The following is a 22,309-nucleotide window of genomic DNA, read 5'->3' on the forward strand; positions in this document are numbered from 1 at the left end:
TCAGTAGATGTTAAAGGGAAAGTAGTTGTCGTTGATCCGATCATAGGTGCCGTTCAGCTTGATTTCCTTAAGCGCTGCGTTCACGCGGGCAATGAGGCGTTGATTTCCTCTGTGAGCTGCAATGTGTGCAGAGCTTTGAAGAAAATCGCTGGAGATCGGGTCGCCGACGTAGCTATATGCCGAACCCTGCGGCGTCTCCATGAAAGTGAGAAGCTCGATAGCGTCGCCTATTAGGAGATCTGACTTTTTCTCGATCAAGAGCCGCTGCGCGGCAGGTTGATCCGCGGCGAGTAAAATATCGCTTTTGGCGTAGTCCTTCTTGAGATAGTCCGCCTGGATGGTTCCGCTTTCCGCTGCGATACGTACTCCAGCGAGCGCTTGGGGCGAACTGTCCTGATACTTTTCGTTGCCGATGAAGACAGAGTGAGAACGATAATAGGGGTCTGAGAAATCGGCCCTGTCCGCACGTTCTTTCGTGTAGGCCATGCTCGCCACGACTAGATCATACTTGTCGGCTTCCAAGCCTTCGATGATGTCGTCCCAAGGAACAGCCAGAAAAGTGCAGTCCATAGCCATCTTCGCGCACAATGCCTTGGCAATGTCGACGTCAAATCCTTTGAGCTCGCCGTCCTCAATGAAGTTGAATGGCGGGTAAGCGCCTTCGGTCGCCACTCTAAGCGGTGCCGCATCTCCGTCCCCTACAAATGCAAAGATTGACAACCCAACCGCTATAAGCAAGCTTCGAAGCATAAGTGATCTCCTCAATGCCTGATTGTAACAACAAACAGCTAATAAAACTTTGCAGTTATCATTAGAATATAGGCATTCCCGAATACGAGCTGGAGCCGCTCAGCCGATTACGGGCTCGGCCAAGAAAGCCTCAGCGGTCACTTCCTCACCCCCTGGCCAATGTCGTCCAACGAGTGTTGATAAACGGCGCTCTATATAATATTCAACAATAACTATGTGACGCATTTCCCGACTGGTTGAGCGAAATGCTCAATCCATGCGAGATATGAAGCTAATGGAAAACGATACCAGCATCCCCCCGACCATCTTGCCCAAAATGCGCGGGCCCCATCCGGTTGACGTTCATGTTGGCACACGGATTAGCCTTGCGAGAAAAATGAAGCGGATCTCTCAGGCGACTTTGGGCGAAGCTTTGGGGGTAACTTTCCAACAGGTCCAAAAGTACGAACGGGGTACGAACCGCGTCAGCGCTTCGACCATGTTCGCGATCATGAATTTCCTCAATCTACCTGCCTCCTATTTCTTCGAAGGTCTGGAATATCAATACATCGGAAATACCGATCCCAGTACCCAATCTCTCTCTCCCGAGGTGCTTGCGTTTCTATCTTCTACCTTGGGCTTGCAGATCGTCGAGGACTTAGCGAGGGCGCCAAGACGGGTCCAAAACGCGTTTGCCATCCTTTTGGAAAACGGTGTCGGCGAGGCCAAGTAGCTTAGAAAGCTGGTCGTGGTTTCTCGTGCGACATCGACCGAGATCGTCGGCGCCTGGTCTTGACGTGCCAAAATAACAAAAAGGCATTCCTGCATACGGGGTTGAAGCCGCTCAGCCGATCACGTTAGCCGCTACTACATATTAGGTTGATGCCGATACGCGGATCGGTCGGATCAATGTCAAACGCTATTGCGGCCGTTCGTTTTTCGCCTGACCATTTCTCCATAGGAAGAGAAATGGGGCGGGCTTTTGGCGGATCTCAATCACGGCGTAATCGACAGTCGCGGCATCGAAACAGATTGTCTGGAGCGTTGTGACGAACATGCGTCGCGAGCTTCGGTATTCCAGTCGATGCTCGAAGCGGCGGTCGTGGGCACGACCATGGAAGGCCGTGACCGCGACTTCTACCGTGACGCTGCGGAAGACATCATCGCTCTCCTGACGCCCGATTGGGTCTCGCGCAAGATGATGTCCGCCTAAGCGCGCTCGGGCCGGTTGGAAGACCCGCATCTTGCCTAAGAGGAAGCGCGAGCGCCCTCCTATCTACCGCTGCGACAAGCTGCCGACGTTCATGAACGCCGGTAAGGAAGAACGTGTTCTGGCGATGCTCCATCGTTGGCGAAGGGCCGCGGTGCGGACCGCGACCATTCAATGGCGCGGCTTCTTCGAACATGGGCGCTTCGACCCATTCTTTGATCCGGCCACTGCGTACCGAAAAGCGGGCGTCGCAGTGCGGACTGGGATCCTTGTCCAACCCGGAGCTCGGTTTGGGTTGGAAAGTGGAGACGGCAAGCCGGGCGCAACGCGGCGGTTCCCGGAAATGGCGCCAGGTCTCGTCGAACCTTTAGCGGAGATGTAAGCAGAACTGGGCGCCGCACAGGTACAGATGGTGCGGGAGCAGATACTGATCCTTGAATTGCTACGTTTCAAACCGCGGCTGAAATTCCAATGCCGACTTCTGCGGCAACAGAATGCACGCGGACGTCAACGCGTCGAGGAATGTCGGATCGGAATGTTTCCGGTTCTTTGATTCGCCGACGCCTGGCTTTCGCCAGAGGATCCTCGACACGCTGGTGAGCCAGCATGTCGAGCGATATTCACGGGAGGGTGGCGCCCCGTCCGACCCAAGAAAGTCAAACCCGTATTTTACCGGGAAGACGATCGCGGCGAGGTTACCGCTTCGAGAGGTCCACCAACCTCCAATAGGCGAAGCTGCAAACGAGAACGAAGAGCTGTCTTCAACCTTATTTACGGCATAGCCAACAAAAAGGGAACTTCGTCCCTAGGTCAGACTTCTTCCAAAAATGGAGGTCGATCATGGCAAATGGTAGCAAAGCTATACTATCAAATTCTCGAACATTTGGGCAGGCTCGCCGTCCCCTGGCGTTGAAGGGGCAGAATGCGCGCTCGGCCAATCCCGTTTTGGCCACCTCAGAAGTCGGGGAAGCCGGGGCCAACGAGGCGATTCTCGAGCCCGAAAGCGAACCGCATCCCAATCGTAACACGCTCGTGCAATCGGAGCATGGCAGCGTCAGCCACCTCGAAGCGAGGGTGCGGGAGCATCCGCTGATGGCTCTCGGGATGGTCGGGTTGCTCGCTCTCGTTTTAGCCACAACACGCAGGGGCCAAGCTGCACTGGCATTAATCTAACCACGGAGTTGACCTTGGAAGCGCCTCCCCTTCGGCGAAAGCTCGCCGCCATTCTCGCCGCCGACATTGAGGGCTACTCCCGCCTCATGCACTCAGACGAGGAAAGGACGTTGGCAATGTTGACCGGGCATCGAGCGACGGTCGACGCCTTGATTGAAGCTGCTGACGGCCAAATCTTTGGTACTGCCGGCGATAGCGTCCTAGCGGAATTCCCAAGCGTGGTGCAGGCTTTCAACTGCGCCATTGCCATCCAGTTAGCTATTGACGCAGCCAATCAAGATGTTGATGTCGAACATCAAATGAGATTTCGCATCGGGATTAACGTCGGCGACGTGATGGTGAAGAACGGAGACATTTTCGGCGACGGCGTCAATATCGCAGCGCGACTAGAGTCACTCGCGGACGCAGGTGGAATATGCGTTACGCGGGGCGTTCGAGACCATATGCGCGACCGGGTTGAAGCGACGTTTGAGGACATGGGAGAACAGAGCGTCAAAAATATCGCTCGCCCCGTCCGCGTGTTCAAGGTTGTTTTCAGCGACGATTACGAGCCTGTGTTGTCTGGTTCACCTGCGTCGGTCGACTTCGTTGACGATACGCAATCAGCTAGTCGCGATCACGCTGACGCGGAAGAGGTTGCTTTTTGGGAGGCCATTAGCGAGGACGATGACGGTACGGAAGTCCGCCTCTACCTTGAACGGTACCCAAATGGCGCCTTCGTTGCGCTTGCAAACGTCCGCCTCGATCGCGAGTCGATCCCTCAAGAGGATCCTGCAGTCGAAGTTGCGTTCTGGGAAAGCGTTAGAGACAGCAGCAAGGCGTCGATGATTGAGGCATACTTAAATCGATATCCGACAGGCAAGTTCGCCGAACTCGCGAAGATTCTGCTGGCCGAGCACGACATGTGAACGCCTAGATCAGGCACCCGACGTTTTCGAGAGCAAGTTGTTTTCCGCGTGGGACTGGAACAGCGAGGCCACATGAGCGTTCAAATGTTGCAGTTCTTTCAACCAGGGGATTAAGAACATGAGTACTCTTCTGATAATCGTCATTCTTCTCGTGCTGCTCGGCGGCGGCGGCGGATATTACGCCCACGGTCGTTACGGCGGCCGGGGCTTAGGTGGCGTCTTGGGGTTGATCGTGGTGGTGTTGATCATCCTGTGGCTGCTTGGTGCCTTGCACGGCGGCGCCACTCCGCCCGTTTGAACCAGTCCCGACAGCAAGATCGGACGACCCCGCGCCCAAGGCGCGGGGTCTTTTTTTTGGACACGGCGCTCATTGCTGGCAAACGGTGGCCCCGTTGCGAAGCACTTCAGGTCCTTCAACCGAGCGACCGGCATTCTTTAGGTTGTAAATTGGATTGTTGTGCGATAGCCGGTTCGAGGAGATTGAATATGTCGCGTAGTGCACTATGTGCGCGAGGCTGCAATTCGACATCAACTAATACTTCTCCGCGCTCGTTTCAGAGGATTTCATGCCGCATAACGCACCGCAAGACCATTCCAAGCGGGGGTTCGGACTCGACCCCATCATAGCTTTCAGCCTTGCTGGCGCGATCGTCTTTTTCCTTATCAGTGGCGTCTTCGCCTATATGAATCTGAAGACATTACGGCAAAACACCGATGAGATCGTTCATTCGCACGAGGTGATCATTTCGTTGGATGAGCTGCTTTCCACAGCCCAGGACGCTGAAACTGGCCAACGGGGTTTTCTGCTGACGAACAGCGAGAGATATCTCGAGCCGTACAACAGGGCCTTAAATACCATTCCCAGCCAGTTGCAGACAATTGCGGACCTCACGAGCGACAATCCCGCTCAGGTTCGTCGTCTCCCGGTACTGAAGCAGCACGTCGATGCAAAACTTTCGGAATTAAAACAGACGATTGAGCTCCGACAGACCCAAGGGGCCGAGCCCGCACTGGCCGTTGTCAACTCAGACCGCGGCAAGGTGGAGATGGACGCAATCCGCAGCCAGCTCTCGGCCATGAGCCAGGAGGAAGCGAATCTGCGCCTGCGGCGGTTGAACGAGATGAACGACGCCTACGGAACCGCTCTGACCAGCAGCGTCCTAGCAGGTACTCTGGGCATCTTGCTGACCGTCGCCATCGGTGTCCTCATCCGCCGATCGACGCTGGCTCGGCGCCGCGACGAATGGCTTCAAGCAAGTAGCCTCGGCTTGGCCGCAGCGCTCATGGGTGATCAGCGCACCGAAAAGCTCGGTGAAAACATTCTCGCGTATCTAGCGAACCATCTTGGCGCTATCGCCGGTGCGATCTTCGTCGGAACCCCTGATCTATATCGGCGTGCTTCTACATACGGCGTTCCTCCCGACGCCAAGATGCCGGAACAGATCAAGCCGCGCGAAGGTTTGCTGGGACAGGCTGTCGCTGAAGGGGCGCCCATCATCGTCGACGACGTGCCAGAAGACTATCTTGTGTTCGGCTCTGCGTTGGGACGCCACAAGCCGCGGCAACTGGTCATCGCACCTGCCGCGATCGACGCCCACGTAAATACGGTGCTGGAGCTGGGATTTCTGCGGCCCGTCGACGAACAGGTTTTGGAATTCCTCCGTCAAGCATCTTCCACCATTGCAACCGCAATCCGCTCGGCAAATTATCGCAGCGAGCTTCAGAACTTCCTGGAGGAAACCCAGCGACAGTCAGAAGAGCTGCAGGTCCAGAGTGAAGAACTGCGCGTTTCGAACGAGGAGCTAGAGGAGCAGAGCCGCGCGCTGAAGGAGTCGCAGGCACGTCTCGAACAGCAGCAGGTCGAGCTCGAGCAAACGAATTCCCAGCTCGAGGAACAGGCTCAGCAGCTTGAATCTCAGCGGGATGATCTCGAGCGCGCCAATGCATCGAGCCTGCTGAAGGCCCGCGAATTGGAGCAGGCCAGCCGTTATAAGTCGGACTTCCTCGCCAACATGTCCCACGAGTTGCGCACACCGCTCAATTCTTCTCTGATCTTGGCAAAGCTGCTGGCCGACAATCCTGACGACAACCTTACTGCTGAGCAGGTGAGATATGCTCAGACGATCCAATCGTCCGGCAACGACCTTCTAAACCTCATTAACGATATTCTCGATCTTTCGAAGATAGAGGCAGGTCATGTCGACATCAGGCCAGAACCAGTGTCTGTCGAGCGTTTGGCCAACAACCTGCGTCAGGTCTTCGAACCGATCGCCACAAACAAGGCGCTCGCCTTCCAGGTCGAAATCGCAAATGAATGCCCGGCGGTCATCGAGACGGACCTGCAGCGGCTAGAACAAATCCTCAAGAACCTTCTTTCCAACGCCTTCAAGTTCACGGAGCGGGGTAAGGTAACGCTGTCGATGAAACGGACGGGCGATGGTCAGGTCGCATTTGCGGTAACAGATACCGGCATCGGTATCGCCGACGAGCAGCAGAAACGGATCTTCGAGGCATTCCACCAAGCTGACGGTACGATCAGCCGCAAATACGGGGGTACGGGCCTCGGCCTATCGATCTCCCGCGAGCTTGTAAGGTTGCTGGGAGGAACTATTCAAATCGACAGTCAGGAAGGGAAAGGGAGTACCTTCTCCATTACACTTCCACAATCCTATGATCCATCGATCGTCGTTCCACGGGCTCCGGCTGGCAATGCGCTGCCCGTGGCCGATAGCACCCCGGTGTCGGCGGCAAGATCCGCAGTTGCGCCTTCGCGCTCAATCGTGGAGGACGATCGTGCCCTCCCCTCGGACGATCGCCGTATCTTGCTTGTCGTTGAGGACGACGACACCTTTGCGGGCATCCTGCGCGACCTTGCACGCGAGATGGGATTCCGATCGCTTGTGGCGGGTACCGCTCAGGACGCTTTGGACCTTGCCTACCAATTCATGCCGAGCGCCATTGTCCTGGATGTCGGTCTTCCCGACCAATCGGGACTTTCGGTCCTCGATCGATTGAAACGCGACGTTCGTACACGGCACATCCCAATCCATATTGTTTCGGCTGACGACTATACCGAAACCGCACTCTCCCTAGGCGCGGTGGGCTACATGCTCAAGCCCGTCCAACGCGATCAACTGGTGGAGGTGCTTCAAACGCTCGAAGCAAAGTTGGCGCAAGATGTCCGCCGCGTCCTTATCGTCGAGGACAACGAGGTCCAGCGCGACGCTGTCGCCAAACTGCTGACGTCACACGAGGTTGAGACGGTCAGTGCCGGCACCGCTGCAGATACCCTCGCGCTTCTGAAAGACCAGACCTTCGATTGCATGGTGCTCGATCTCTCTCTGCCAGACGCTTCCGGCTATTCGCTTCTGGAGACGATCAGCAAGGACAGCGCCCATTCCTTCCCGCCGGTGATCGTCTACACCGGTCGCGTCCTATCGGCTGACGAGGAGCAGAAGCTCCGACGTTATTCGAAGTCAATCATCATCAAGGGCGCGAAGTCGCCGGAGAGGCTGCTCGATGAAGTGTCGCTCTTCTTGCATCAGGTTGTCTCCGAACTGCCTGATGAACAGCAGAAAATGATCCGCAAGGCGCGGCACAGGGATGCGCTTCTCGAAGGCCGCCGTATCCTGATCGTGGAAGACGACGTTCGCAACGTCTACGCGCTCACCAACATTCTGGAGCCGCGCGGGGCTGTCGTACAGATCGCACGGAATGGTCAGGAGGCGCTCGATGCTCTTGAAAAGTCCACCGGAGACCAGACATCGAAGATTGATCTGGTCTTAATGGACGTTATGATGCCGGTTATGGATGGCCTCACTGCTACCAGGGCGATACGTCGAAACCCCGACTGGAAGAAGCTGCCGATCATTACTTTGACTGCGAAAGCGATGCCCGACGATCAGCAGCGCTGCATCGATGCGGGCGCTAATGACTACATGGCAAAGCCCCTCGACGTTGAGAAACTTTTGTCCCTCGTGCGCGTGTGGATGCCTCGGTGAGTGAAACTTTTGAGAAAATCGAGGACATCGAGATCCGGCTGCTGCTGGAAGCGCTCTATGTCCGCTATCATTATGATTTCCGCAATTACGCAATGGCTTCGGTGAAACGTCGCCTGCGACAGGCGCGCGAACAGCTTGGCTTCGCGACAATTTCGGCTCTGCAGGAGGCGGCCCTCCATGATCCGGCCATGCTTCCTCGCCTGCTTGGCTATTTGACCGTCCAGGTAAGCGAAATGTTTCGGGATCCGCAGTATTTCCGATCCATACGTGAGAAGGTCATTCCGCATCTGAAGACCTATCCTTCGCTCAAGATCTGGATCGCCGGATGCAGCGGCGGTGAGGAGCTTTACTCCTTCGTGATCCTTTTCCGCGAGGAAGGATTGGAGGACCGGACAATCTTTTATGCGACGGACATCAATCAAGACGCGTTGCGGATCGCAGAAGCCGGCGTCTATGATCTCGACCGCATCCAGCTTTTCACTGAAAACCATCGTAAGTCTGGCGGCAAGACTTCACTTTCGGACTATTACTCCACAGGGTATGGCAGGGCGTCTTTTGACAAGACGCTGCGCCGACATGTTGTCTTCTCCGATCATAGTCTCGTCACCGACGCAGTGTTTGGCGAGATGAACCTGATCTCGTGCCGCAATGTGATGATCTATTTCGATCGTCCCCTACAAGACAGGGCGATCGGCTTGTTCAAGGATTCTCTCGCACGGAAGGGCTTTCTTGGACTGGGTTCGAAAGAAAGCCTTCGTTTCTCCCAGCATGGTCCATCGTTCTCTGATTTCGTGCGTGAAGAGAAGATCTATCAGAGGTCCGGCCGATGATCAGGGCTGCGCCAGAGGCAGTGGTCATCGGTGCGTCGGCAGGCGCGCTCGAGGCGCTTTCGGCCATTTTACCTGCGTTGCCGGCAGAGTTCAAACTGCCGATCATCGTGGTTGTACATATTCCGCCCGACAAAAGCAGCGTGCTTGCCGAGCTCTTCGATGCCAAATGCGCGCTCAAGGTGGTGGAGGCAGAGGACAAGGAACCGCTCATGGCAGGGACCGTCTATTTCGCGCCGCCCGACTATCATTTGCTTATCGAGGCAGACAAGTCGCTGGCGTTATCGAGCGACGAAGCTGTGCTGTTCTCACGCCCGTCCATCGACGTACTGTTCGAGGCGGCCGCCGACGCATACGGCGCCGCTTTGGTCGGCATCATTCTCACCGGTGCAAATCAGGATGGGGCGGCCGGTCTCAAGGCGATAGCCGACGCCGGCGGTGTTACACTCGTGCAAAATCCCCACGAGTCCTTTCAAGATGCCATGCCGCAGGCGGCGATTGACGCCGTCCCAGACGCCCTAATGCTTTCGCTTAGTTCGATAACTTCTTTTTTACAAAAGGTTTGACCCATGACTCCCGTCAATTTTTTGCTGGTCGACGATCTGGAAGAAAACCTCCTCTCTCTCGAGGCTCTGCTTCGCCGCGAAAATCTTTCGCTTTTAAAAGCTCGGTCCGGCGATCAGGCACTGGAGCTTCTTCTGGAGCATGATGTCGCGCTGGCCCTGATTGACGTTCAGATGCCAGGTCTCAACGGCTTTGAGCTCGCCGAGCTGATGCGTGGAAACGAGCGAACGCGCAGAATCCCGATAATTTTCGTCACCGCCGGCAGCACCGATGATCGTCGGCGCTTCGCGGGCTACGAGGCGGGCGCGGTGGATTTCATTCAAAAGCCCATTGAGCCGGATGTGCTGCGTCACAAGGCCGAAGTGTTCTTCGAGCTCCACCGTCAGCGCCAACAGATCGAAACACAGCGAGACCAGTTGCAGGTTCAGGCCGAGGCGCTGCGCGAGGCCGACCGAAGAAAGGACGAATTCCTGGCGACCCTTGCGCACGAGCTTCGCAATCCGCTTGCCCCCCTGCGCAACGGGCTCGACCTGCTACGCCGCAATCCTGACGGGCAGAAGGCCACTGAAATCCGGGACATGATGGACCGGCAGCTCGATCATCTTGTACGACTGATCGACGATCTCATGGACGTCGCGCGTGTGAGCCAGGGTAAGATCGACCTTCGAAAAGAGAAAATCAAGATTGCGGATGCCGTCCACTCGGCAGTCGAAGCAAGCCGCCCGCTCATTGATAGTGCCGGCCACGCATTCGAACTCGATGTTCCAAATGTTGACTTATGGATCGATGCAGACGCGACGCGCGTGTCGCAAGTCGTTTCGAACCTTCTTACAAACGCTGCAAAATATACGCCGTCTGGAGGACGTATTCGCCTCTCAGTTGTCGCTGATAGCGGCAAAGTGCTGATTGGTGTCACGGACAACGGAATTGGTATCCCCGCCGAGATGCAGGACGACGTCTTTCGTCTGTTTGCGCAGATCGGGGACCATCGCGAGCGATCTCAAGGAGGGATGGGGATTGGTCTCGCTCTGGTCAAGCAGTTGGTCGAAATGCATGGCGGCTCTGTCAGCGCTTCGAGCGACGGTGCCGATCGCGGTAGCGCATTCACCATCCGGTTGCCTTTGATCGCGCCGCCCGAGACTACCTCACCGTCCGAACGACTAGGCGAACCGACGGAAAAACCTCCGCGGCCGCTGCGGGTTCTCGTCATTGACGACAACCCTATCATCGCAGACACGATGGGCATGTTGCTGGAAGACATTGGCCACGAATTCGAGGCTGTACATGATGGGAGAGAGGCGCTGGACGCCGCCAAGAGCTATCTCCCTGACGCGATACTGCTTGATATCGGGTTGCCGGGGATGGACGGTTACGAGGTGTGCCGAGCCTTTCGCCTGGATAAGTTGTTCGAGGACACAACGATAATCGCGCAGACCGGCTGGGGTCAGGACAAGGACAAGCAACTGGCGAAAGAGGCCGGATTTGATTTTCACCTTACAAAGCCAGTCCCCCTCGCGGATCTTCAAGAGATACTCATGAACGTCGCTCGGAGAAACTGACTGAGTCAGGCGTGGTCTTAGGCTGACGCTCTATGGACCACGTCGAATCCGCAAAAGGTCAATGACAACGGAACAAATGGTGTATAGAAATCGGGTATGACCCGAACTGAAGAACTCCGGATCGATCAGGAGATCCACAAGACGACCTCAGGGTCAGACCCTTTCGCAGCAGCGATGCGGGCGACAAGGATGCCGATGATCATCACCGATCCTCGCTTACCCGACAATCCGATCGTCTTTGTCAACGATGCGTTTGCCAGATTGACAGGCTACAATCGTGAGGAGACGTTGGGCCGGAACTGTCGCTTCCTACAGGGGCCGGGAACGAATGCGGAAGAGGTCGAAAAAGTCCGCAAGGCGGTCGCCGACAAGCATCCAATTGAAATCGATTTGCTGAATTACAGAAAAGACGGATCTCTGTTCTGGAACCGTCTGCTCGTTTCCCCGGTCTTCGACGAGGGCGAGCTTACCTACTTTTTCGCGTCGCAATACGACGTCACGCGCGAGCGCATGGGGGTGACCAACAGCGATGAGCAGGAGTTGCAAGCTACGCTCCAACGCAGGATCGCCGATCTGACAGCGAGCGAAGAACGGTTGAACTTCACGCTTAAAGCTGGCGGGCTCGGCGTTTGGACGCTGGATTTGCCGGACAGAAGATTGGCCTGTTCCGCAATCTGCAAGAACAATTTCGGTCGCCAACCTGCCGAGAGCTTTACCTATGAAGACCTGGAATCGGCGGTTCACCCAGATGATGTCGTCCGCTGGCGGGAGACCGTAGGCTCGGCGCTGCAGACCGATGGCAACCTGCACGTAGAATATCGGATTGTGAAGCCAAACGGCGATCTTGCATGGATCGAGGTTCGGGCCGAGACGCGGTTCGACGAAGCAGGGCAGCCAATGCAGATGAGTGGGATATCGATCGATACCACCGAGCGCAAAAACGCCGAAGCATACCGGTCGATGATGGCGCAGGAGATGATCCATCGCATAAAAAACATGCTCGCGACAACCCAGTCGATCGTCAACCAATCGCTCCGCGTCGACGCTCCATTGGCGGAGATCCAATCCACGATCTCGGAGCGTCTCGGCGCCCTGGCGCGTTCCGCAGACGTGCTCCGCGGCCGTGATTTTGACACGCTGCACCTGCGCGACATCGTCCAGATGGCGGTAGCGCCGTTCTCCAAAACTGGCCAAATCCAGTTCGACGGCCCCGCAGTCACCATATCACACCAAGCGAATACTACCCTCTCGCTCGCTCTCCACGAGCTCGCAACGAATGCCGTGAAGTACGGCGCGCTTTCGAGCGCTGCGGGTCGTGTCATCATCGCTTGGAAGACGTCGGGAGACAGCTTTGAGTTTCTCTGGAAGGAAATAGGAGGACCTGCTGTCACGGGACCGGCGACGCTCGGCTTCGGAACCAGGTTCATCAAGATGCTGGGTGCGAGTCTTCGAGGCGAGGCCAACATCGAATTTGACTCGGATGGGCTTGCCTTTACGATGTTGGCGCCCCTGCATGCGTTGACGCAGTCTCGCTGATTTCGCGACGACTACCTCGTCTGCCGTTTTGTTTCATATACGGCAGGACCTGACACACAGGATTCCAAATCACCAAGTTGACTTCTGCTCGACGCTGATCAGCGACGAGGCCTCGTTCCCGGCCCCGGCTCGATCGTGGGCCCCTCGGTCGATAAAGGCCCGGAGCATGGTATGATGCCGAAACCTTGCGTAGTTGGCTTGCTCGGGGGTATCAATCGGATCGGGTGTCTTACGTTGGACGTGAAGTCCGGAGCCTTGAGCCGCTGCAAATTCGGCTGCGAGGCGCGCGCGCGGTCGTCTCTCCCGACTGGGCGAACCGGTCGTCCAGCGAACTCTACGCCCGCAAGAACAAGGAGAGCGTTTCTCCTAGTATGCCTGTGCCCCGACTATCGCTGGCCGAAGGTCCGGACCATGTATATTCCACCGATAATTGATGCGACAATTCCGGCCGGAATTTCATAAGGATAGGCAATCAATCGCCCTATGGCGTCGGCGACCACCATTAACGTCGCGCCTATTAGGCATGATACCGCGAGCTGCGCATGCGCTCTACCGTATGACACTCGTTGAGCAATGTGAGGCGCCAGAAGCCCGGCGAAGCTCAGTGGACCAATCATCAAGCTCGCGGCCGCTGACAAGACAGCAACGACTGCGAGTAGAAGAACCTGAACCTTGCGAAGATCTATCCCAAGCGCAATCGCTGTTGGCTGCCCGAGCGGCAGGATATCTAACCACCGCGAACATCCGGCGCAGACGACGCCCCCGACGAATATCATCGCAAGGCCCAACCAAGCGAACACTGGGCTAACATTTGACGTCGAACCTGCCATCCAGATTTGAACCACCTGCAGCCTTGGATCTGGATACAGTCCGACGATACCGACGACAGCGGTTAGAACTGTGGAGAGCCCAATGCCTGTCATCATCAGATATGAGCTTGGGAGGGTGGGCCGATTACCAACCGCGAGCACGATCGCTGTCACGACTGCGGCTCCTAAACTCGCGCCGGAGACCATGCTCCATTCACCGCCGATAGGAAAAAACGCCCCTATGATCCCGCCGAGCAGCGCGCCAGATGAGATCCCTAGAGCTTCCGGACTTGCCATGTCGTTACCTGTCAACCGCTGCAAGATGCTTCCGCTCAAGGCAAGCATCCCACCTGCCGTGGCCGCTGCCATCACACGTGGCCATCGCCAGGAAAATAGTGTGGCGAGGTCATCGGGCATGGCGATGAATAAGCTTCGCTCGTCTCGACTGGCCAACGAACCAACTATCAACACGATGACGAGTATTGCGACCAACCCAATCCTGTTCGCATTGATCACACGTGGCTGCGATCTTCGGTCGGGTACCGGGTGGGCTCCAGTGTGAGTCGTCCGCGCCAGCATCACTAGCAGCATGGGTGCACCGACAAGTGCGGTGAACGTTCCGACCGGTATCGATCTGCCAACAGTTCCCGACGCAAACAGGAGCTGGTCTGCCAAGAGAAGTAGGGTGGCACCGACGGTGGTCGAAGCCACGAGCCTTTGCCGAACTGTTTTGACCTTCACCAGGCGAACAAGCCAGGCAGCCGCGAGCCCGACGAAACCAATCATGCCCACCGCAGCTACGACATCGGCGGCGATAAACGTCGCGATCGCCAGGCATGTGCCCCTGATGATTTCGACATTCAGTCCCAGGCTGCGCATCGCGCTGTCCTGCAATCCGAACATCGAGAGGGGGCGCCACAAGAAGAAAAGCAGAATGGTTGCCGGTACGATCCCTGCTGCCATAGTGGTAACAGCCGCCCAATCGTTCTGATACAGCGACCCGGATCCCCAGAACATCATCGAAACCGTTCCGTCCCGATGGAACGTCGCAATCAGCGATGCCAAAGATCCGCAGACAAGGTTGATGGTCATTCCCGCCACCGCCACAGCGGTCACCTCCAATCGTTGGCGCCATGCGAAGGCGAAAACAAGTAGGATCGCGCCGCCGCCACCGGCCATGGCAGCCGGAAGCAGCCAACCCCTCGAGAGGTTTGGGGCGAACACCGTAACCAGCGTGACGGCCAGATAAGCCCCAGACGACACGCCGAGCGTGGATGGCTCAGCGATCGGGTTGCGAAGGACATCCTGAAAAATCATCCCCGATACCGCAAGGCCTGCGCCAGCCAAGATTGCGGCAAAGATCCTTGGAATAGTTGCGTAAATGAGGATGGCAGAGTTCACCGCTTGGAGAGCGGGACTTGCCTGCCGTGCATTCAATTCGATCGCCGAATGGAGATTGAGCGCGGTGAGACCAAAGGCGGCGACCGCAACGGTGAGGATCAGAAGCCAACCGGTCAAGTTCGGTAAGCGAGCTGCCTGAAGCGTCATGCCCGCATAACCGTTGTTGCAGCTTCAGCAAATCGAAGCGCGGTCGGCAGTGCACCAAAACCCCAGAATGCCGGCAACCTATGAAACCGTCCTTCCTTTACCGCCGGAAGGATCTTCCAGATGGTGCTTTGAGTAAGTTTCTCCGTTGGCGCCAAACCAGGAGCGTCGATGAGGAGGACCGTTGCGTCGGGTATTTCAGCCAGTTGCTCGACACCTATAATCGATCCACCCCACATGAGCGTTGGTGCTGCGGTCCACGCATTCTTGAAACCCAGGCGAGAGAGAGCCGATCCAAACAGGCTGTCAACGGTAAACGCTGTGAGGCTGACGTCATCGATCATTTGCGTAATGATTACAGGACCCGGCCGGTGTTGCTGAGAAAGGAGGGCGAAGCGGGTATTGATGCGCTCTACCAAGGAGGCCGCCGCCTCCTCGAATCCGATTATTGTGCCCAGCACTGACGTTGCTTTCACGGCGGCGTCCAACGCGTTCTCTTTGCCTGTATAGATCTCGATTGTCGCGACAGGCGCAATGCGCTCCAGGTTACTGGTAAGTTCGGACTGCCAGGACTGAATGAGGATCAGATCCGGCTTTAGCTGCGAGAGAAGTTCAAAATTCGGCGAACCCTGAAGCCCGCAATCAACGACTGATACTGGAACTGGCGGATCAACGACTATTTCGGTGTACTGCCCCTTCTCCGCAACGGCGATCGGCAACGTGCCCATTGCAAGCAGCGTTTCGCTGATCGCCCAACTTAGCGAAACTATCCGAGGCTGAGGCGCGGCCAAACTTGGAGGCCCGATAATCGCGGCCGCCGCCCCGATCAAAAACGACCGGCGCGGCGTAGAGAAAGCAGCAGCATTCATCACCACTTATAGGTCACAGTGCCAAGAACGGTTCTGCGATTGCCATAGTAGCAGTAGTTCTCGCCGTCACAGGACCCAACGTAGGTCTTGTCGAAGAGGTTGGTCGCATTGACCGCCAGCCGCCAGTCCTTGATGTCGTAGTGAACCGAGGCATCCACCAAGACGTGCGACGGCAGTCTCGTGGCGTTTTCGTTGTCACCATAACGGTCGCCGATGTAGCGAACGCCTGCGCCAAAACCGAGCCCTTCGGCTGCGCCCGACTGGATCGTCTTATCAACCCACAGGCTGGCCATGTGACGAGGAACGTCGAGAGGACGATTTCCAAGGGTGTCCGGGTTCTCATCCCTGGTGATCTTACCATCATTATAGGAGTAACTGCCGATCAGCTTCAGGCCGTCGTCCAGATCCGCGACACCTGACAGTTCGATGCCGCGCATGCGCACGGCACCTGTCTGGGTGAAGACAGGGATCACTTGAGAAGGGTCGGACGTAGTGACGTTGTCCTGCTCCAGATTGTACAGCGACACGGTGAAGTAGCTGTCATAGCCATTGGGCTGATACTTCATCCCAACCTCAAACTGCTTGCCGGTCGTTGGCTTCAACGGGTCATTTGAGGTCGCGTTCAGACCTGGAGACGGCTTGAAGGAGGTTGAATAGCTTACGTACGGCGCGAGACCATTGTCGAAGAGGTAGAGCGCACCGATGCGACCCGTCAGATGTTTGTCGTCATTGATAATGGTCTCGCTGCTGGGCAACGTCATAGAATCTTTTGTTGTCGCCCAGTCGTAACGAAGCCCGCCAGATATCCGCCAATTATCGAAGCTCACCTGGTCTTGAACGTAGACGCCGGTTTGGCGAAGGCGGTCCTTAGTCTCAAAGAAGTAGCCGTCCGTGGTGTAAGGCAGCCCGTAGACAGGATTGAGGACATCCAGGGTGGCTGCGTCGCCTTCCTGGTCATACCAGTGGCTTTTCGACTGCATGTGGTCGACGCCGAGCAGAAGGGTGTGATCCAATGCACCGGTGTCGAACTTGGCTTCTGCCTGAGTGTCCACCGCGAAATCGCGCAGGTCCGCGTCCGCATCCATCGTCCAGCGGTTCAGTTCGGTAGCGGACGCCCAGCCCGCTGTCCCGATCAGGTTCATCTTTGTGCTGGTCGAGCTATATCTGAAGTTCTGGCGCACCGTCCACACGTCGTCGAAGCGGTGTTCGAACGCATAACCCACCGATGCACTGTTCTTGGTCAGCTTATTGAAATCCGGTTCTCCCACGAAGAAATCCGTCGGAATTTTTCCAAACGGCGCCTCGTATAGCGTTCCAATCGCGGGGAGATTTTGCGTGAGGATACCGTCATCGGTTCGCTGGAACTTGGTGAGAAGGGTAAAGCTGGTATCCTCATCTGGCTTCCAGGTGAAAGCAGGTGCGATGTAGAAATTCCTGGTGTCGACGTAGTCGACCTGCGTGTCGGCTGCTCTTGCTATCCCCGTCAAGCGGTAGAGGAATGCGCCGTCGTCCGTGACTGGACCACTAAAGTCAAAGGCTCCGCTAACGCCCTTCGGGTCGCCGACCTGCAACTGAAGCTCGTGCGATGGAGTATCGGTCGGCCGCTTGCTGATTGCATCCACCAGTCCGCCCGGCGTGCCTGCTCCGTATAGCGACGAGGCAGGGCCATTCAGAACTTCCACCTTCTCGAGCCCATATGGCTCAAGCTTCGGAGAGAGAAGGGTAAAATAGGTCCGGGTCGAAAGGCTGTCGACGTAGGGATATGTGTCTGAGAACCCACGGATCATGTACTGGTCGTAGCGATTGTCCGTGCCGCCCAGCTCTTCGGCAACGACGCCGGGTGAATAGCGCAATGCCTGGCCAAGCGTAGTCACGGCCTGATCGCGAAGCTGCTCTCGAGCGACCACGTGGATGGATTCCGGCGTTTCAACAAGAGGCGTGGCCGTCTTCGTACCTGTTGCGCTTTGTCGAGCGACGATGCCATCAACCGGACCCCACGCGCTGCCTTCTCCTTCAACGGTGATCGGGATGAGCTGCGTCGCCCCATCGGCCGGGACCGAACCAGTCGCTGGGCCGACACTGCCGACGGTGAGGGTGGTCGGGTTGGTGAATCGATAGGAGAGTCCGCTCCCGGCCAACAGCCGCGCCGCCGCCTCCTGTGGCGTGAACCGTCCCTTTAATCCCCGACTTTCAACGTTTGCCGCTCTTCCGGTTTGAAATAGGAGCTTGAGACCTGCCCGGTCAGCAAAGGCCGTAAGTGCTGACGCCAAGGGCTGCGGTGCAATGTTGAAATCGACGACCCTTGCTTGAGGTGCGCTTTGTGCTGTCGCTGGGGACCACCCGCCGCCGGAGAGCACCAACAGGCTCACTGATGCCAAGAATACGGCCCCCGCCGATCCGGGAACAAAACGATCATTTATACGCACGGTAGCCCTCAAACCTTCACCCGCTGACACCGTGACAGCAGGCCTATAGTGAGAAGACGAAATCAGAAGCGAGACCTTGTAACGCGATAGGAAGAAAATCGGCCATATTGCCGTAACCCGCTGGTCTTGCTCGGGTTTAAATGGACCGAATGATCGTCACCAAGGGAAGTTCTGTAACCCTGACAGGTAGCGCGTCGCGTATTGTCGAGACAATCGATGCAGGATCGCTCACATCGAACACCCCTGTCACTTGGAGATTTCGCAAGCCCTCTCCAGCGATGATCACCCGACCGGGTCGATATCGCTCAAGCTCGTTGACTACGTCCGCTAGCCGCCGACCGTTGAAGATCAGTTTACCTCTGCGCCAGGCGAGCTCGATATTGGCATCCACATCTTCCGGGGCCAGCAAGGTGCCGTCGTCCGTATAGCGGATGCGCCTGTTGGCGCCGAGCTTGGCTGAGCTCGTGCTGCCGCTTTCGACCGATACCGCGCCTTCGACAACCGTCACCTCAACCACGTCACGGGCAATATCGACATCGAAGATGGTGCCGATCGCGGTCGACCGCCCAGTGCCGGCTTCCACGACAAAAGGCCGTCGCGAATCTTTTGCTACTGTAAAAGTCGCCTGCCCTTCCACCAATCGCACCCGTCTCAGGCGATCCTCGATGTAGACAGAGAGTGCTGACCGCGCATTTAGCTGAACCGTACTGCCATCCGCAAGATTGATCACCTTTTGCTCACCGACATCAGTCACGTAGTCCGAAAACGGATCAAACCTGATGAGTCCAGATCTTACGAGACCGAAACCAGCCCCGGTCAGCAACACACCCCCAATTGCCGCTCTTCGAGTTAGCGCTGACCTTCGATCGGTTTGTCGCACACGTCGTCCGGCGGCCGGCAGACCATTCCAGAGATTCTCGGCTTCCCGTGCTGCCGCTTCGTGTTGCGGACTAAGATCCCGCCATCCCGCGAAAGCATCTCTTGCGGCCTGGTTAGATCGCTCGGCATCGAGCCGGACGAGCCACTCGATGGCTTCGTCGCTCAGAGCATCATCTGTCTTCATATTGGGCATCTCGCTTGGCTCGTCCGATCATGTTCCTATAAGACGAAACGGCGCGGCCGATCTCGTAACGGTCAACTGCAATTATGTGATGCTTCGGAAAATGTCACGGCAGTGGCGTAGCGCTTGGGCGAGGTACTTTGCGACCATGCTCTCCGACACCTTCAGTCGGCTTGCAATTTCGCGGTGGGTCAGATCATCGCACCGGCTCATAAGCAGCGCCGCCCGGCAATTTGGGGGAAGCTCGAGCAGGGACCGCGTCAACGCTTTGAGCAGGTCTTTTTGGATGATCACCGTTTCGGGCGTTGGACCGTCGTCGGCGATCGCTTGCAAAGCCGAATCATCCTCGCTTCGCCGACCTGTGTGGCGTCTCTCCTTGCGATGCAAATCCGTAGCAATATTGCCCGCAATCCTGAGCAAGTAAGCCAGCTTGTTGCCGATCGGTGGCAGCGACTCCATACTCGCCAGCTTAATCCACGTCTCTTGCATGGCATCTTCAGCAAGCTCAGTAGAGCCAACTCGTCTCTGTAGATGCGATCGCAGATCCTTCTCCTGCCGAAAATAGATATCCAGCAGTTCATCGACCGAGTTCGAGTGTAAGGCGTCCATTTTGGTGCAATTTATGTTGTTTCAGAAAGGCTGCCACACCGGGCCACCGAAAAACATGCCTACAATACTCAACTTTACAAGGCAATGGGAACCGTCGCGGCGCATGAGCAAATCGCGGTCCTAAGGGACCCTTGTTTACGCAGCCATCGCAGATGCCGCCCTAAAGACCGAAAACCGGCGAATAATCCAGGTTGGGAGTACGACAATCATTGGCCGGATTCACAAGCAGCCGGGCAAACGGTGAACCTAGTTGGAGGGCAAAAAGACCTTGGGCCCCCTCTTGATCTAGCCAAGTCGTCGAAGACGCGGGCCTGTTCCACACATTATACGCCATCGTACAAACCATCCCGTCTCGCCTTTTGCAGCTCTCCGAGCCCTTGATACCCTAGCCGCCGAATCGCTGTATTAGAAACGCCCACAAACTTAACGCCGATCCTAAACACATTGCAGTTTGCCGGCGAAAGCGTCAGTGGCAAACTCGCCGCGACTATACCGCCGATGGCAGTACCCCAACCTCTGGAACTTCAGAGATTGCTTACGCGTTTTTTTGCAGTTCCATACGAGTGAACGAGCGCATGGCCAAAGGTAACGAGGCTCGCGTGCTTTCGAAGGTGTATTGGTTTTCAGGACGGCAGGTGGTGGACAGGGAAGAGAGAACAGAAAGAGAACTTGGCCGCAAGAAGCTGATGATGCGATTGCCGGCACTAAGGGACCAACTCCGAGACGCTTCGGGGGATCAAATCGAGGCAATTTTCGTAGCCTGGGAGCGGGCCGCAGCTTATCAGGATAGAATTCGTACGCGAACGATTACACCTGCAGAATTGGCAGCCTACTACGAAGAGCTGTCCGAGATACTTGAGGAAAGCGCAAAGCGGTATTTTTCCTCGGCGACGCAATGACGGAGGAAGTGCTTTCCGTCACGCCTCGGACCTCGATCGGCCACCCTGGCGAGACCGTCTTGGCTGCGGAGGTCAAGTGCGTGCCCGTTACCCAAGAAGGAAAACTTCTAGTATGGTCAGCGGCCGTAACCTGCACCGTGCCCCCACATTCGCGTCACCGAAACAAGCCATGTTCGGAGACGACGCAATCGGATCGCGGCCCGCGCCCGTTTGCATCCGTATCTTGGGTTCACGCAGAACGGTCTCGGCTTGTCTGTCGATCACACGGTCGTCTCGGTGGATGGATCGGCCTTAAGCGAACTGCGGCGGAGGGCAATCGAATTAGTGGTGGTCGAAGAAGCTCTCGGCGCTAAGTACAAGGAAGCCGTACCGGGTACAACCTGAGGAGTTTCCATGGCCGAAGACGTGCTCCTGACATTCAACGCTGGCTCATCCTCCCTCAAGATCGGCGTATTCGAAATGGTGTCTGGCGCTGCTATTTCGACCGGGCGGGCAAAGATCGATTTCGAGGCCCGCCCGCTCCGGCTTGTCGGAAAAATCAGCGGACTGGCCTTCGAGCGCGAACTCTTCGGCGATCCGGTGAGTGACTTTGGTGAAGTCGTCGATCAGGTGATCGATCATCTCGGCGCTGTCGTGTCGGGTAAAATTGTTGCTGCCGGACATCGTGTGGTTCATGGCGGCATGAAGTTCGAGCAAGCGGTTCACCTCGAGAATAGCGTCGTAGACGACATCGAGAGCCTGGTGCTGCTCGCACCCCTCCATCAGCCAGCAGCCTTGCGGGTGATCCGGGCAGTCCGCGACAGCACGGAAGAGATCTGGCAGTCGGCTTCATTCGACACGGCCTTCCACGCCTCGCAGGCAGACGCGGTTCGGCGCTTAGCGATCCCGCGGGCGATGCACAACGATGGCGTCAGGCGATACGGGTTCCATGGCCTGTCCTATACCTACATCGCGAGAACTCTGGCTCGCATCGATCCAGACACTGCGCAAGGTCGGGTGGTTGCGTGTCACTTAGGAAGCGGTGCAAGCGTCTGCGGGATGATCGGCGGTCGGAGTTGCGACACAAGCATGGGGTTCTCCGCGCTGGACGGCATTCCGATGGCGACCCGACCCGGCTGGATCGATCCCGGCGCCCTGCTCTACCTCATGCGGACAGGCATGCGCCAACCGGAGCGGATCGAGCAGTTTCTCTATCATGAGTGCGGCTTGCTCGGCGTCTCGGGCATCAGCGGTGATACACGCGTTCTCCTCAAAGATCCAAGTCATGAAGCGACCGAGGCCATCGATCTCTTCTGTCTGCGAGTGGCGGGCGAGATATCGCGGCAGGCTGCAACGCTCGGAGGGCTTGATGCAGTCGTCTTCACAGCGGGAGTCGGGGAGAACCAGCCGGAGATCCGCGGCCGGATTTCGGAACGCCTGCACTGGCTCGGTCTTGAACTGGATGACGGACGCAACGAAGCGAACAGCCAAGTCATTAGCACGCCGAGCAGCCGCATTAAGACATTCGTCATTCCCACCGACGAGGAACAGGTGATCGCCGACGAAGCGCTTTCCGTCCTCTCGCACCACAGGCTCTGAAGGAGAA

Annotated in this window: 17 protein-coding genes; 11 read left to right on the forward strand and 6 right to left on the reverse strand. The window is 56.9% G+C overall.

Translation table 11 applies throughout. The features are described 5' to 3' along the window. Nucleotides 1–750: a transporter substrate-binding domain-containing protein gene (locus tag QTL95_RS17475; protein ID WP_289721192.1), complete on the reverse strand. Its 750-nt coding sequence runs from the start codon at nt 748–750 to the stop codon at nt 1–3. 274 nt (nt 751–1,024) lie between these two features. Between QTL95_RS17475 and QTL95_RS17480 the strand changes: the two genes are divergently transcribed. The 9 genes from QTL95_RS17480 to QTL95_RS17520 all read left to right on the forward strand — a co-directional run bounded on the left by QTL95_RS17480 (nt 1,025) and on the right by QTL95_RS17520 (nt 12,507). Further along, on the forward strand, nt 1,025–1,462 hold the full coding sequence (locus tag QTL95_RS17480; protein ID WP_289721193.1) for a helix-turn-helix domain-containing protein: 438 nt from the start codon (nt 1,025–1,027) through the stop codon (nt 1,460–1,462). A gap of 249 nt (nt 1,463–1,711) precedes the next feature. Beyond that, nucleotides 1,712–1,942: a hypothetical protein gene (locus QTL95_RS17485; protein ID WP_289721194.1), complete on the forward strand. Its 231-nt coding sequence runs from the start codon at nt 1,712–1,714 to the stop codon at nt 1,940–1,942. 1,184 nt (nt 1,943–3,126) lie between these two features. Next, nucleotides 3,127–4,020: an adenylate/guanylate cyclase domain-containing protein gene (locus QTL95_RS17490; RefSeq protein WP_289721195.1), complete on the forward strand. Its 894-nt coding sequence runs from the start codon at nt 3,127–3,129 to the stop codon at nt 4,018–4,020. Nucleotides 4,021–4,138: 118 nt separating this feature from the next. Further along, nucleotides 4,139–4,318, forward strand: coding sequence for a DUF3309 family protein (locus QTL95_RS17495; protein ID WP_289721196.1), 180 nt, complete (start codon nt 4,139–4,141; stop codon nt 4,316–4,318). A 268-nt stretch (nt 4,319–4,586) separates the two neighbouring features. Beyond that, complete coding sequence (locus tag QTL95_RS17500; RefSeq protein WP_289721197.1) at nt 4,587–8,021, forward strand: response regulator; 3,435 nt, start codon at nt 4,587–4,589, stop codon at nt 8,019–8,021. After that, entirely contained in the window at nt 8,018–8,851 is an 834-nt protein-coding gene (locus QTL95_RS17505) for a CheR family methyltransferase (RefSeq protein WP_289721198.1), read from the forward strand. The genes QTL95_RS17500 and QTL95_RS17505 overlap by 4 nt, the downstream gene beginning before the upstream one ends. Beyond that, nucleotides 8,848–9,414, forward strand: coding sequence for a chemotaxis protein CheB (locus QTL95_RS17510; protein WP_289721199.1), 567 nt, complete (start codon nt 8,848–8,850; stop codon nt 9,412–9,414). The genes QTL95_RS17505 and QTL95_RS17510 overlap by 4 nt, the downstream gene beginning before the upstream one ends. A 3-nt stretch (nt 9,415–9,417) precedes the next feature. Then, entirely contained in the window at nt 9,418–10,971 is a 1,554-nt protein-coding gene (locus QTL95_RS17515) for a response regulator (RefSeq protein WP_289721200.1), read from the forward strand. Between the two features lie 96 nt (nt 10,972–11,067). Continuing rightward, a complete protein-coding gene (locus QTL95_RS17520; RefSeq protein WP_289721201.1) occupies nt 11,068–12,507 on the forward strand; it encodes a PAS domain-containing protein in 1,440 nt (479 codons plus the stop codon). Between the two features lie 386 nt (nt 12,508–12,893). Here QTL95_RS17520 and fhuB read toward each other — a convergent pair whose 3' ends face one another. From fhuB to QTL95_RS17545, 5 genes are all read right to left on the reverse strand, one after another. Then, the gene (gene fhuB / locus QTL95_RS17525; RefSeq protein ID WP_289721202.1) at nt 12,894–14,864 is read right to left on the reverse strand and encodes a Fe(3+)-hydroxamate ABC transporter permease FhuB; all 1,971 of its coding nucleotides are present in this window, start codon (nt 14,862–14,864) and stop codon (nt 12,894–12,896) included. Further along, a complete protein-coding gene (locus QTL95_RS17530; RefSeq protein WP_289721203.1) occupies nt 14,861–15,730 on the reverse strand; it encodes an ABC transporter substrate-binding protein in 870 nt (289 codons plus the stop codon). Before QTL95_RS17530 ends, fhuB begins: the two co-directional genes overlap by 4 nt. Next, nucleotides 15,730–18,099 (reverse strand): TonB-dependent siderophore receptor, encoded by a 2,370-nt coding sequence (locus QTL95_RS17535; protein ID WP_289721514.1) that lies wholly within the window; start codon nt 18,097–18,099, stop codon nt 15,730–15,732. Before QTL95_RS17535 ends, QTL95_RS17530 begins: the two co-directional genes overlap by 1 nt. 193 nt (nt 18,100–18,292) lie before the next feature. After that, nucleotides 18,293–19,219 (reverse strand): FecR family protein, encoded by a 927-nt coding sequence (locus QTL95_RS17540; RefSeq protein WP_289721204.1) that lies wholly within the window; start codon nt 19,217–19,219, stop codon nt 18,293–18,295. 81 nt (nt 19,220–19,300) lie between these two features. Next, on the reverse strand, nt 19,301–19,825 hold the full coding sequence (locus QTL95_RS17545) for an RNA polymerase sigma factor (RefSeq protein WP_289721205.1): 525 nt from the start codon (nt 19,823–19,825) through the stop codon (nt 19,301–19,303). A 575-nt stretch (nt 19,826–20,400) separates the two neighbouring features. Between QTL95_RS17545 and QTL95_RS17550 the strand changes: the two genes are divergently transcribed. Together QTL95_RS17550 and QTL95_RS17555 are read left to right on the forward strand one after the other, a co-directional pair. Continuing rightward, nucleotides 20,401–20,724: a hypothetical protein gene (locus QTL95_RS17550; protein ID WP_289721206.1), complete on the forward strand. Its 324-nt coding sequence runs from the start codon at nt 20,401–20,403 to the stop codon at nt 20,722–20,724. A 393-nt stretch (nt 20,725–21,117) separates the two neighbouring features. Beyond that, nucleotides 21,118–22,302: an acetate/propionate family kinase gene (locus tag QTL95_RS17555; protein ID WP_289721207.1), complete on the forward strand. Its 1,185-nt coding sequence runs from the start codon at nt 21,118–21,120 to the stop codon at nt 22,300–22,302. The last annotated feature ends 7 nt before the right edge of the window (nt 22,303–22,309 follow it).

The sequence above is a fragment of the Rhizobium sp. S152 genome (genome assembly GCF_030380735.1).
Lineage (GTDB): Bacteria > Pseudomonadota > Alphaproteobacteria > Rhizobiales > Rhizobiaceae > Rhizobium.

Bases quoted from the DNA above. Each gene is read 5' to 3' on its own strand.
- QTL95_RS17540 (WP_289721204.1), bottom strand. From the start codon at position 19,219: ATGAAGACAGATGATGCTCTGAGCGACGAAGCCATCGAGTGGCTCGTC.
- QTL95_RS17520 (WP_289721201.1), top strand. From the start codon at position 11,068: ATGACCCGAACTGAAGAACTCCGGATCGATCAGGAGATCCACAAGACG.
- QTL95_RS17530 (WP_289721203.1), bottom strand. From the start codon at position 15,730: ATGAATGCTGCTGCTTTCTCTACGCCGCGCCGGTCGTTTTTGATCGGG.
- QTL95_RS17515 (WP_289721200.1), top strand. From the start codon at position 9,418: ATGACTCCCGTCAATTTTTTGCTGGTCGACGATCTGGAAGAAAACCTC.
- QTL95_RS17480 (WP_289721193.1), top strand. From the start codon at position 1,025: ATGGAAAACGATACCAGCATCCCCCCGACCATCTTGCCCAAAATGCGC.
- QTL95_RS17495 (WP_289721196.1), top strand. From the start codon at position 4,139: ATGAGTACTCTTCTGATAATCGTCATTCTTCTCGTGCTGCTCGGCGGC.
- fhuB (WP_289721202.1), bottom strand. From the start codon at position 14,864: ATGACGCTTCAGGCAGCTCGCTTACCGAACTTGACCGGTTGGCTTCTG.
- QTL95_RS17475 (WP_289721192.1), bottom strand. From the start codon at position 750: ATGCTTCGAAGCTTGCTTATAGCGGTTGGGTTGTCAATCTTTGCATTT.
- QTL95_RS17545 (WP_289721205.1), bottom strand. From the start codon at position 19,825: ATGGACGCCTTACACTCGAACTCGGTCGATGAACTGCTGGATATCTAT.
- QTL95_RS17500 (WP_289721197.1), top strand. From the start codon at position 4,587: ATGCCGCATAACGCACCGCAAGACCATTCCAAGCGGGGGTTCGGACTC.
- QTL95_RS17550 (WP_289721206.1), top strand. From the start codon at position 20,401: ATGGCCAAAGGTAACGAGGCTCGCGTGCTTTCGAAGGTGTATTGGTTT.
- QTL95_RS17555 (WP_289721207.1), top strand. From the start codon at position 21,118: ATGGCCGAAGACGTGCTCCTGACATTCAACGCTGGCTCATCCTCCCTC.
- QTL95_RS17510 (WP_289721199.1), top strand. From the start codon at position 8,848: ATGATCAGGGCTGCGCCAGAGGCAGTGGTCATCGGTGCGTCGGCAGGC.